We start from the raw sequence: 11688 nt of genomic DNA, 5'->3' as shown, positions 1-11688 counted from the left end.
TGGCCAATATCGACAACGCACGAAGCCTGGATCACGCGAGCATATTCGAACCCAGCCATCTATCATCGGAGCATTACCGAGCGTTTCGCCGGTCACGCTCTCTGCGCAATAGGCCCCAGAACCCATGCCTCTCAGTGTCCAAGGCCCTCGAAAGCCGATCACCCGTTACTGCATCAGCCTAATATGCGCGCTGCAGCCGATCCTGCTAGGCGTGCTTATTCTGCATTGGCAGGCCGAACGCACTTTGGAGCAAAGTAGTGCGCAGACAGCGCAGGAAGCCGTGCGCCAGTTCGATCTGATGCTCGACAACACCTCCCTCGCCGCCCAATCGCTGCTGCCCCTGGCCGGGCAACCGTGCGACAACGGCACGCAGTTGGCGTTGCGTGAGCAAGTGACACGCCGGCCATTCGTGCGGGCGACCACCTTGTCCTGGCAAAAGAATATCTATTGCACGTCACTGTTCGGCGGTGACCACGTCTCGCCGGTCAATCCAGACGATTACGTAGACGGGCGCCTTTGGTTGATGAATGGCAACCCGGTCACGCCTGACACAGCGCTGCTGGTCTACCGCCTGGTAGACGGCGACAAGGCCGCGTTCGCCTCCATAGACGGGTACCACCTGACCAACGCGCTGCGCCTGATCAGCCGGTATGCGCAATTGATCCTGCAGGTCGGGCCGCACTGGCTCGACGATCAAGGCCGGGTCCACGAGACACTGCCACCGGTATTTGCGGTGGCTCATCACCACCTGGTGTCGAAGCGTTATCACTACAGCGTCGACGCCGGCATGCCAGCGGGTGAAGTGTGGCGATATATGCAAGCTCGCTATCCTGCGCTGTTCAGCCTGGTGGTGTTTTTTGGCATGTTGGCGGGCCTATTCGCCCATTGGCTGCAAAAGCGCTCCTCGGCACCGACCCATGAGCTGCAACGGGCGTTGGGCGCCAATGAGTTCATTCCTTATTTTCAACCCGTGGTGCGCGGCGATACCCGCGAATGGGCCGGCTGTGAAGTGCTGATGCGCTGGCAGCACCCCAAGGAGGGCTTGGTTCGGCCGGATCTGTTCATTCCGCTGGCCGAGGATAGCGGCCTGATCGTGCCCATGACCCGCGCCCTGCTCTGGCAGACCGCCGCTCAATTGGCGCCTCATGCCTCGCGCTTTGCGCCGGGGTTTCATATCGGTGTGAACATTACCGCGCGCCACTGCCAGGATCTGCAACTAGTGGACGACTGCCGTGAATTCCTCGCCGCATTCGTCCCCGGCCAGGTCATTCTGGTGTTGGAGCTGACCGAACGCGAGTTGATCGAGCCCACCGACGTCACGCGACGCCTGTTCGACGCCTTGCATGAGCTTGGGGTGATGATCGCCATTGATGATTTCGGCACCGGCCATTCCAGCCTAGGCTATTTGCGCAACTTCAATGTGGACTACTTGAAGATCGATCAGAGCTTTGTCGCCATGATCGGCGTGGATGCACTCTCCAGCCATATTCTGGACAGCATCATAGAGTTATCTGGCAAGCTCGATTTGGGCATTGTCGCCGAGGGGGTCGAAACAGCGCAGCAGTGTGAATACCTGGCCGCTCGCGGGGTAGACTATCTTCAAGGCTACCTGTTCGGCAGACCCTTACCGTGCGATGAATTCATTAAATCCTTGGCCAGCGATTCAATAGTCATGCATTAGTGATGCGCAAATAATGTTACTGAGACAAAGGACATGATTTACTCGTGACGGATTAACTACTACAATTTTTCTTGCCTGTGCTGAACTCGCAGGATGCTTCTTCTTAGAGTCTTAGAGTCACCTTAAAGCGCTTGGGTTGGAGCTTTTTTCCCAGTTGATATCAGCCAACTACACTATTGGAGTACCGATTTTGTCCAAACTCGCCGAATTTCGCGCAGCAGAAAGAGCCCTTCAAGAGCAACTGGCCCAGCTGGAGTCCTTGAAGAACGACGCTAGCCTGAAGAAAGAAATCGAATTCGAAGAAAAACTCCAAGGGCTGATGAAGACCTACGGCAAGAGCCTGCGCGATATCATCGCAATCCTGGATCCTAGCCTGAGCAAGGCCAGCGCGGTCGCCTCCGCGCCTAAACAGCGCCGCGCACGCGTGGTCAAGGTTTACCAGAACCCGCATACCGGCGAACTGATCGAAACCAAAGGTGGCAACCACCGTGGCCTCAAAGCCTGGAAAGAAGAGCACGGCGCGGAAACCGTTGAATCCTGGCTGCGCAAGTGATCCACACGCACTAATAAAAAGCCCCGCACATGCGGGGCTTTTGTTATTCAAGGGTTCACAAGCGGACTTAAATAAAAGTTCATTTTGTTCAAAAACGTTCGTCGCACATGCTTAGAGTTTCAGGCTATCGCGCACCGAACTGACTTCGTTCTTGCTTGTGTCATAGGCTTGGGCTTGGCCGGCGTATGAAAATACATATGCTTTGTCAGTATCGACCGCACCCACCAATGTTTGTGACAACACATGCCGCCCGTTCTCGGTGATCACGCAAGTAGTTTCCAGTGCGTCGAGGCGGCTCAAGGTCGTAGGGTGCATCTTGGTGCACACGCTTTGATAGCCGCCTTTGGCGAAGTCTTTTTGAATAGACTTACGCATCTCCAGCAAAACGCCTTGAAGATTAACTTTATGTCCCGCTTCTATCGGCGTAGCGGTCAGTTCCATGACCATCAAAGTCTGGCCATTCTCGTCATTCTTGATCGCCCGCTGTCGGGACACGGCCTTAGCGCTGACGGGAGCATCGCCATCGGGCGTCACCTCTTCGATTTGCCAGCCGCTGGGCCAATGAACTTCCGGCTCGCCAGCCAACACCCACTGACTGGTCAACAGCACACATACAGCAATCAACAGCGGTTTACGACAGTCAATCATTGCGAAAACACCCCAGGGACCAGCGGCAAAGTGTGAGGCCCGCCACCTACCGGTCGCAAGGCCTACGCGGGCTTTTTCATTTGGCGCGGCGGACGGGCCTTGCGTATCATGGCCCAGCTGCATAAATGCTTGCCGCAAGCCAAGGGAGCACTCCACGCTGGAGTCGCGTTTGCCCCATTTTTTTCTGGAGGGCCCATGAGCCTGCACGAACTGAACACTTTCCCGGGCGTCACCGCCCAGCCTGAAACCGCCACCACGAACTTCGTGTTCAACCACACCATGCTGCGGGTCAAGGACATCACCCGCTCGCTGGATTTCTACACCCGCGTCCTGGGGTTCTCCCTGGTTGAAAAGCGCGACTTCCCGGAAGCTGAATTCAGCCTGTACTTCCTGGCGCTGGTGGATAAATCCCAGATCCCGGCCGACGCGGCCGAGCGTACTCAGTGGATGAAGTCGATTCCCGGCATCCTGGAACTGACCCACAACCACGGCACCGAAAACGATGCGGACTTTGCCTACCATAACGGCAACACCGATCCGCGTGGCTTTGGCCATATCTGCATCTCGGTACCGGACATCGTTGCCGCCTGCGAGCGTTTCGAAGCCCTGGGCTGTGACTTCCAGAAACGTCTGACCGATGGCCGCATGAAAAGCCTGGCATTTATCAAAGACCCGGACGGTTACTGGGTCGAGATTATTCAACCCGCACCGATGTAAACGAAAAAAAACCCCATGATCGCTCATGGGGTTTTGCATTTCCGGGCCTGTATTTATGCTGGCGCGGAGGTGCGGATCAGGTGGTCGAATGCGCTCAAGGAGGCCTTGGCGCCCTCGCCCACGGCGATCACGATCTGCTTATACGGCACAGTAGTGACGTCGCCGGCGGCAAACACGCCAGGCAGTGAGGTCTCGCCACGGGCATCGACGATGATCTCGCCACGCGGCGTCAGCTCCACCGTGCCTTTGAGCCAATCGGTGTTGGGCAGCAGGCCGATCTGTACGAAGATACCTTCCAGGTCGAGAGTCTTGAACTCGCCGCTGTCGCGATCTTTGTACGCTAGGCCGGTGACTTTCTGCCCATCGCCTTTCACTTCGCTGGTCAACGCACTGGTGATCACGTCCACATTCGGCAGGCTGTACAGCTTACGCTGCAGGACTGCATCGGCGCGCAACTTGCTGTCGAATTCCAGCAGCGTAACGTGGCTAACAATACCCGCCAGATCGATGGCCGCTTCGACGCCGGAGTTGCCGCCGCCGATCACTGCCACACGTTTGCCCTTGAACAGCGGGCCGTCGCAGTGTGGGCAGAAACACACGCCCTTGGCCTTGTATTCCTGCTCGCCCGGCACACCCATTTCGCGCCAGCGTGCACCAGTGGCCAGAATCACCGTCTTGGACTTGAGGGTCGCGCCGCTTTCGAAGCGGATCTCGTGCAGTTCGCCGGCATTTTTTGCCGGGATCAGGCTGCTGGCACGCTGCAGGTTCATGATGTCCACGTCGTACTGACGCACATGGGCTTCCAAAGCACTGGCCAGTTTCGGCCCTTCGGTGTCCTGTACCGAGATAAAGTTTTCGATGGACATGGTGTCCAGCACCTGACCACCGAAACGCTCGGCGGCAACACCGGTACGAATGCCTTTACGCGCAGCATAGATAGCCGCCGAGGAGCCCGCTGGGCCACCGCCGACCACCAGCACATCAAAGGCGTCTTTAGCGCTGATTTTCTCAGCGGCTTTTTCGGCGCCGCTGGTGTCGAGCTTGGCGAGGATTTCTTCCAGACCCATGCGGCCCTGGCCAAAGTTGACCCCGTTGAGGTAAACGCTGGGCACCGCCATGATCTGGCGCTCATCGACTTCAGCCTGAAACAGCGCACCGTCGATAGCAACGTGGCGGATATTCGGGTTGAGCACTGCCATCAGGTTCAGCGCCTGGACCACATCCGGGCAGTTCTGGCAGGACAGCGAGAAGTACGTCTCGAAGCTGAACTCGCCTTTGAGGGCGCGGATCTGTTCAATCACTTCGACACTGGCCTTCGACGGGTGGCCACCGACTTGCAGCAGGGCCAGCACCAACGAAGTGAATTCATGGCCCATGGGGATACCGGCAAAACGCAGGCTGATCTCGGCACCCGGGCGGTTGATGGAGAACGACGGCTTACGCCCATCGTCACCATCGGTTTTCAGCGTAATCAGCGTGGTAAGGCTGGTTACGTCTTGTAAAAGAGCCAGCATTTCCTGGGATTTCGCACCGTCGTCGAGGGAGGCGACGATCTCGATCGGCTGGGTGACCCGTTCCAGGTATGACTTCAACTGAGCTTTAAGATTGGCGTCCAACATACGGGCGATTTCCTGTTCATTCGGTTTATTACAGTCGAAAAAAAACGCCCGAGCGAATCTCGCCCGGGCGTTTTGAGGGCGGTTGCAGCTTACTTCACAGGTGCGGAAACCCGCCCTAGAGACTTCACAGACTTAGATCTTGCCGACCAGGTCCAGGGACGGAGCCAGAGTGGCCTCGCCTTCTTTCCACTTGGCTGGGCACACTTCACCCGGGTGAGCGGCAACGTACTGAGCGGCCTTGATTTTGCGCAGCAGCTCGGAAGCGTCACGGCCAACACCGCCGTCGTTGAGTTCAACGATTTTGATCTGGCCTTCCGGGTTGATCACGAAAGTGCCACGGTCTGCCAGGCCAGCTTCTTCGATCAGCACGTCGAAGTTGCGGGAGATGGTCAGGGTTGGGTCGCCGATCATGGTGTACTGGATTTTGCCGATGGCTGGCGAAGTGTTGTGCCAGGCTGCGTGGGCAAAGTGGGTGTCGGTGGACACGCTGTAGATCTCGACGCCCAGTTTCTGGAATTCGGCGTAGTTGTCGGCCAGGTCTTCCAGCTCGGTTGGGCAAACGAAGGTGAAGTCGGCTGGGTAGAAGAACACCACAGACCATTTGCCTTTCAGGTCAGCGTCGGTCACATCTACGAAGCTGCCGTTTTTGAACGCAGTGGCTTTAAACGGTTTTACTTGGCTGTTGATGATAGGCATCGTTGACTCTCCGTCAGGGGTTAAGAAGTTGATGAGGTGAATCCTACCCAGTCTCTCGATAGATGGCTCATTGGCAAACCTGATGCTGGTGATTGGTTTTCCCTATCAGGTCACCCTATTAATAGAAGAAAACTTAAATCAATGGCTGATTAGCCAGCGTCATACCAAGAAAGGGCGTCGCTTCAACATAGCGCATGGCGGATTTCATGTCGTTCCAGCCGACATAACTCATCAATGACTTCATATCCCAGCCATTGCGATGGGCCCACGTAGCGAACCCCCGCCGCAGCGAATGGCTGGTGTAGTGCTCGGCCGGGATGCCGGCGCGCTCAAGTGCCTGGCGCAGCAGCGGGATGACGCTGTTGGGATGCAAGCCCTCCTCCCCTACATTGCCCCAGCGGTCGATACCACGAAACACCGGTCCGCGCACCAACGCCGCCGTACTCAGCCAATCGCCATAGGCCCGCACTGGGCACAGGCGCAGCAGAGCCGGGGTGTGGTAGGTCTTGCCCAGGTTGTCGCGATCACTTTTGCTGCGCGGCACATATAGGCTGATACCGGCCCCCGGTGTGACCTGCACATGCTCCACTTGCAAGCGGCATAGCTCGTCACTGCGAAAGCCACGCCAGAAGCCCAGCAGGATCAACGCCCTGTCGCGCGTGGCCCGCAGCAGCCGTGCCGTGTCCTGGGACTCGCTCGCCTCCTGCACCTCCTGCTCAAGAAATGCCACCACCTGCTCCAACTGTTGGAGTTGCAGCGGCTCGGCTTGCTTTTCCCGCGCCGGGTGCACCGCACGGATGCCCTTGAGCACCTTACGCACCACCGGCGCCTTGGTCGGATCAGGAAAGCCTTGGCTGGTATGCCACTGCGCCAACGCCGAGAGCCGCAACTTCAAGGTATTGACCGCCAGCACACCCGCGTGCGCGACCAGGTAGCGCGCCACGCTGTCGCTGGTGGCCGGCAGAAAGCCGCCCCAGCTCACTTCAAAATGTTCAATGGCCGCGCGGTAGCTACGGCGCGTGTTATCGCGAGTGGCGGCGTTGAGGTATCGATCCAGATCGCTCATGGAGGGCCTATTCGTACTGGAAGCGGGGACATTTGCGCTGGAGACGCGCATGACGCGGGATAATACGCCAATATCCCACCTGTTAAATCCATAATTTTAACGTGAAATAATCCATGTTATAGTACGTAACTACATATTACGTACCACAGTACTAAATCGACGGAGACCTCATGGCGCGCGGCGGCATCAATAAAGCAGTGGTTCAAACGGCACGCTTGGCGATCATCGCCAGAGGCGAACACCCCAGCATCGATGCAGTACGCATCGAAATGGGCAATACCGGCTCCAAGACCACCATTCACCGCTACTTGAAGGAGTTGGATGAGAGCGAATCACGCGTCACCATCACCGAGGCGCCCATCGACGAAGAGCTGAGCGAGCTGGTCGCGCGGCTGGCCCAGCGCCTCAAAGACAAGGCTCAGGAGCCGATCGACCTGGCCTTGGCGCAATTCGAACAAGAGAAAACCGCCCTGCACGCCCAACTGCAAACCCTGCAGGACGCCCATCAGCAGCTTCAGCAGCAATTCGACATTCAAGCCGCCGCTCTTGCGGAAGAAAGCGCAGCCTTGCAAACCGCCAGCACCAGCCTGCAAACCGAGCAGACCCGCAATGCCGGACTCAGCCAGGCGTGCAGCGATTACGAGTTGCGCCTCAACGACAAAGATGAGCAGATCCGCTCGCTGGAAGACAAACACACCCATGCACGGGATGCCCTGGAGCACTACCGCAGCGCCATCAAGGAACAGCGCGAGCAGGAACAGCGGCGCCACGAAGGCCAATTGCAACAAGTTCAGGCAGAGCTACGCCAGGCCCAGCAAAGCGCTATGGTGCGTCAGGATGAGATCACTCAGTTGCATCGGGATAATGAGCGGCTGCTGATCGAACAGCGGGTCACAGCGAAAGAGCTGGCGGCACTGCAGGAAAAATTCCAGAAAGATCAGACCGAGCGCCGCCAGCTCAGCGAACAGCTCAACCGTATCGACGGCGAGCGCACCTTGCTTCAAGAGCGTCTGCGCGTGGCGCTGCTGGACAGTCAGTCGCGACAGGCAGCACTGACTGAATACCAGCAAGCCAATAAAGCCCTGGAACTGGACCTGCTCAAGGCCCAGGCCAGTATCGAAGCCTTGCGTCTGGCCGCCGTCGTTGCAACGGCGCCAGAGGCCAAGCCCTCCGACTGATCAGTCGGCCACTGGCGTGCGCATGGTGACGAATTCTTCCGCCGCCGTAGGATGCACGCCTATGGTTTCGTCAAAATGCCGCTTGGTCGCGCCCGCCTTGAGCGCGATCGCCAGGCCCTGAACGATTTCGCCCGCGTCCGGGCCGACCATATGACAGCCCAACACCTTGTCGGTATCGGCATCTACCACGAGCTTCATCAGGGTCTTTTCCTGGCAGTCGGTCAGGGTCAGTTTCATCGGGCGGAAGCGACTTTCAAAAATCTGAACGTTATGGCCGTTTTTCTTCGCCTCCTCCTCTGTCAAACCTACAGTACCGATATTCGGCAGGCTGAACACCGCTGTCGGAATCATCGCGTAATCCACTGGGCGATACTGCTCGGGTTTGAATAGGCGACGCGCTACGGCCATGCCTTCAGCCAGGGCAACCGGAGTGAGTTGCACGCGACCAATCACATCGCCGATGGCCAGGATTGAAGGTTCGGTGGTTTCATACTGGTCATTGACCTGCACAAAGCCACGCTCGTCGAGGGCGACCCCGGTGTTTTCCAGGCCCAGGTTGTCCAGCATCGGACGCCGACCGGTCGCATAGAACACGCAGTCCGCTTCCAGCACACCGCCATCCTTGAGCGTGGCCTTCAGGCTGCCATCGGCTTGTTTGTCGATGCGTTCGATATCGGCGTTGAACTGCAGGTCCAAGCCGCGTTTAGTCAACTCCTCCTGCAGATGCTTGCGCACCGAGCCGTCAAAGCCGCGCAAGAACAAATCACCGCGATACAGCAGGCTAGTCTGAGCGCCCAGGCCATGGAAAATCCCGGCAAACTCAACGGCGATATAACCGCCGCCCACCACCAGCACGCGCTTAGGCAACTCCTTGAGGAAAAACGCTTCATTGGAGCCAATGGCATGTTCGCGCCCTGGAATCTCCGGAATCTGCGGCCAGCCGCCCGTGGCGATCAGGATGTGCTTGGCGGTAAAGCGCTCACCATTGATTTCCACCTGATGCGGATCCACCAATCGCGCGTGCCCTTCGTGCAGGGTCACGCCGCTGTTGACCAGCAGGTTGCGATAGATGCCATTGAGACGATTGATCTCGCGATCCTTATTGGCAATCAATGTCGCCCAATCGAAATTCGCCTCGCCCAGGGACCAGCCAAAGCCGCTGGCCTGTTCGAAGTCTTCGGCAAAATGCGCGCCGTACACCAAGAGCTTTTTCGGCACGCAGCCCATGTTCACACAGGTGCCGCCCAGATAGCGGCTTTCCGCTACGGCAACCTTGGCGCCAAACCCTGCGGCAAAACGCGCCGCGCGAACACCGCCGGAACCGGCGCCAATTACATACAGATCAAAATCGTAGGCCATTTCACTCTCCTCGGCAGGACACCAGCATACCGACTTACATGGGGCTGAAAAACGAAAAAGCCACCCGAAGGTGGCTTTCTCTTAAAACCGGCGAACAGGCGTGAATCAGTACGCCTTGCCAGTCTTGTAGAAGTGCTCGTAGCAGAAGTTGGTGGCTTCGATGTAGCCTTCCGCGCCGCCGCAGTCGAAACGCTGGCCCTTGAACTTGTAGGCAATCACGCAGCCGTCTTTAGCTTGCTTCAACAGAGCGTCGGTGATTTGGATCTCACCGCCCTTGCCTGGCTCGGTTTCTTCGATCAACTTGAAGATGTCCGGGGTCAGGATGTAGCGACCGATGATCGCCAGGTTCGATGGAGCATCTTCCGGTGCAGGTTTCTCGACCATGTCGCGTACGCGGATCAGGCCATCACCAATATCATCACCGGCGATCACGCCGTACTTGTTGGTTTCGGTCGGGTTCACTTCCATCACGGCAACGATGGTGCAGCGGTATTTCTGGTACAGCTTGACCATCTGGGTCAGTACGCCGTCGCCTTCCAGGTTTACGCACAGGTCGTCCGCCAGTACCACGGCGAACGGTTCGTCACCGATCAGCGGACGGCCGGTCAGAATCGCGTGGCCGAGGCCTTTCATTTGCGTCTGGCGGGTGTAGGAGAACGAGCACTCGTCCAGCAGCTTACGGATGCCGACCAGGTATTTTTCCTTGTCGGTGCCCTTGATCTGATTTTCCAGCTCGTAGCTGATGTCGAAGTGGTCTTCCAGGGCGCGCTTACCGCGACCGGTCACAATGGAGATTTCATTCAGACCGGCATCCAGAGCTTCTTCCACACCGTACTGAATCAGTGGCTTGTTCACCACCGGCAGCATCTCTTTGGGCATGGCCTTGGTCGCTGGCAAGAAGCGAGTGCCGTAACCGGCTGCTGGGAACAAGCATTTCTTGATCATATGGGTCCTTACAAAGGGCTATGCGTACGGAATTCGGCGCAGTCTAATCAGGCCGCAGCCACCTTACAATGGGTCCTGCTGGCGTTGCGATGTCATCATAGAGAAAAAATCTCAGCGTAAGTTCCACTTATCTTACAAACAGCACTGCCGTTACTTCGGCAAAAATACCCACCGCTTATTGTTTCAATCTGCTGAAGCCTTTTTATCACGCTGGCGCGCTGGAACATTGACCTGGATTAACTTGCCCTGAACCCTGACATTTGGCGCTATCATTGCGGCCTTGAACCAGACCACGAGATTGTTAATAGATGTCAGAACCCAAAGGTGTGAACGGCTACCTGATTACCCAGCGCGCGGACGGCTGGCATTTGATCAACTTCCACGGCGACAGCGTCGCTGGCACCTTCGCCACCGAACGTGAGGCGATCGCAGTGGCCGAAGTGTTCGTGGATGAGGCCGGCCACGCTTCGAGCAAGCGCCCGAAAGGCAAGTAAGCGTCAGCCTTCACCTATGAAGCCCCTGAGAATGGGGCTTTTTTGTGTTTGTCTGTACGCAGATGGCAGTTCGCTATAATCTTCGCCAAACGCCCCACGACAGTGTCAGCGCTCCCCTCCTACACCCTTGATGACGAACACCTATGAACAAGATTCTGGCACTTACTGCGGCACTGGCACTCGCCGGCTGCACCACCACCTCGGACGTCTACCTGAAAAACGGCGAACAAGGCCTGACCATTGACTGTTCCGGCGAAGCCAATTCCTGGGCCAGCTGTTACGAAAAGGCCGACGCTTCATGTGCAGGCACCGGCTACCGTATTGTCGGCACCGAAGGCACGCCGTCGCTCAAGGAAAGCGAGAAAACCCTGGGCCAGGACGTTGGCAACTACAAAAGCCGCAGCGTCGTCGTGGTGTGCAAATAAGCGTCGGCGCTTACAGCTGAATGTCGGCGAACTTGATGCCCAGTCCGCGAATGGTCTCGATCAGATCGTCCAGGCGCTGGAACGACTCCACCTCGTCCTGATCGTCCACCAGGAAGAAACTGCGTCCACCGCTTTTTTTGAAGAAAACGATCCACTCGCCGAGGTCGGCAGGATTCTGGATGACATGGGTGGCCGAGATCTGACCCTCGGCATGGCGGGCTCTGACATCTTCACGTTTCATAACTGGCTTCCAGAAAAAGACAAATACCGCGCGAACCCGGGCTCGCACGGCATTTTTGCATTGAAT

General features: G+C 57.4%; 13 protein-coding genes. 6 read left to right on the top strand and 7 right to left on the bottom strand.

The genetic code is table 11. The features are described 5' to 3' along the window. The first annotated feature begins 124 nt into the window (after positions 1–124). Both K1567_RS02850 and K1567_RS02845 read left to right on the top strand, forming a co-directional pair. Complete coding sequence (locus K1567_RS02850; RefSeq protein WP_220698105.1) at positions 125–1681, top strand: EAL domain-containing protein; 1557 nt, start codon at positions 125–127, stop codon at positions 1679–1681. Positions 1682–1871: 190 nt separating this feature from the next. After that, entirely contained in the window at positions 1872–2234 is a 363-nt protein-coding gene (locus tag K1567_RS02845; RefSeq protein WP_034097985.1) for a histone-like nucleoid-structuring protein, MvaT/MvaU family, read from the top strand. A gap of 111 nt (positions 2235–2345) precedes the next feature. Here K1567_RS02845 and K1567_RS02840 read toward each other — a convergent pair whose 3' ends face one another. After that, positions 2346–2882 (bottom strand): DUF4946 domain-containing protein, encoded by a 537-nt coding sequence (locus K1567_RS02840; protein WP_040268397.1) that lies wholly within the window; start codon positions 2880–2882, stop codon positions 2346–2348. Between the two features lie 195 nt (positions 2883–3077). Between K1567_RS02840 and gloA the strand changes: the two genes are divergently transcribed. After that, positions 3078–3599: a lactoylglutathione lyase gene (gloA, locus tag K1567_RS02835; RefSeq protein ID WP_047882175.1), complete on the top strand. Its 522-nt coding sequence runs from the start codon at positions 3078–3080 to the stop codon at positions 3597–3599. A 53-nt stretch (positions 3600–3652) separates the two neighbouring features. Here gloA and ahpF read toward each other — a convergent pair whose 3' ends face one another. The 3 genes from ahpF to K1567_RS02820 all read right to left on the bottom strand — a co-directional run bounded on the left by ahpF (position 3653) and on the right by K1567_RS02820 (position 6980). Further along, positions 3653–5218 (bottom strand): alkyl hydroperoxide reductase subunit F, encoded by a 1566-nt coding sequence (ahpF, locus tag K1567_RS02830; protein ID WP_220698104.1) that lies wholly within the window; start codon positions 5216–5218, stop codon positions 3653–3655. A gap of 132 nt (positions 5219–5350) precedes the next feature. Next, positions 5351–5914 carry an alkyl hydroperoxide reductase subunit C gene (ahpC, locus tag K1567_RS02825; RefSeq protein ID WP_003191303.1) on the bottom strand — a complete coding sequence of 188 codons (564 nt, stop codon included), beginning with the start codon at positions 5912–5914 and terminating at the stop codon, positions 5351–5353. 133 nt (positions 5915–6047) lie between these two features. Then, the gene (locus tag K1567_RS02820) at positions 6048–6980 is read right to left on the bottom strand and encodes a site-specific integrase (RefSeq protein ID WP_220698103.1); all 933 of its coding nucleotides are present in this window, start codon (positions 6978–6980) and stop codon (positions 6048–6050) included. Between the two features lie 170 nt (positions 6981–7150). Here K1567_RS02820 and K1567_RS02815 point away from each other — a divergent pair, with 170 nt between their 5' ends. Next, positions 7151–8158, top strand: a complete 1008-nt coding sequence (locus tag K1567_RS02815; protein ID WP_040268400.1) for a DNA-binding protein — start codon at positions 7151–7153, stop codon at positions 8156–8158. Here K1567_RS02815 and gorA read toward each other — a convergent pair whose 3' ends face one another. Both gorA and galU read right to left on the bottom strand, forming a co-directional pair. Further along, positions 8159–9517, bottom strand: a complete 1359-nt coding sequence (gene gorA / locus K1567_RS02810) for a glutathione-disulfide reductase (protein WP_220698102.1) — start codon at positions 9515–9517, stop codon at positions 8159–8161. 105 nt (positions 9518–9622) lie between these two features. Beyond that, complete coding sequence (galU, locus tag K1567_RS02805; protein ID WP_003173830.1) at positions 9623–10462, bottom strand: UTP--glucose-1-phosphate uridylyltransferase GalU; 840 nt, start codon at positions 10460–10462, stop codon at positions 9623–9625. A gap of 308 nt (positions 10463–10770) precedes the next feature. Between galU and K1567_RS02800 the strand changes: the two genes are divergently transcribed. After that, a complete protein-coding gene (locus K1567_RS02800) occupies positions 10771–10956 on the top strand; it encodes a hypothetical protein (protein ID WP_016969599.1) in 186 nt (61 codons plus the stop codon). 143 nt (positions 10957–11099) lie between these two features. Then, positions 11100–11381 carry a hypothetical protein gene (locus tag K1567_RS02795; RefSeq protein ID WP_034098001.1) on the top strand — a complete coding sequence of 94 codons (282 nt, stop codon included), beginning with the start codon at positions 11100–11102 and terminating at the stop codon, positions 11379–11381. 10 nt (positions 11382–11391) lie between these two features. On the opposite strand, the gene K1567_RS02790 is transcribed toward K1567_RS02795, so the two are convergent. Further along, on the bottom strand, positions 11392–11622 hold the full coding sequence (locus K1567_RS02790) for a hypothetical protein (RefSeq protein ID WP_034098003.1): 231 nt from the start codon (positions 11620–11622) through the stop codon (positions 11392–11394). Positions 11623–11688: the final 66 nt, after the last annotated feature.

This window comes from Pseudomonas sp. S5F11, from assembly GCF_019641515.1.
Classification (GTDB): Bacteria; Pseudomonadota; Gammaproteobacteria; order Pseudomonadales; family Pseudomonadaceae; genus Aquipseudomonas; species Aquipseudomonas rhodesiae.
Note: the sequence above shows the minus strand (reverse complement) of the source record. Positions and strands in the feature narration are given on the sequence as shown.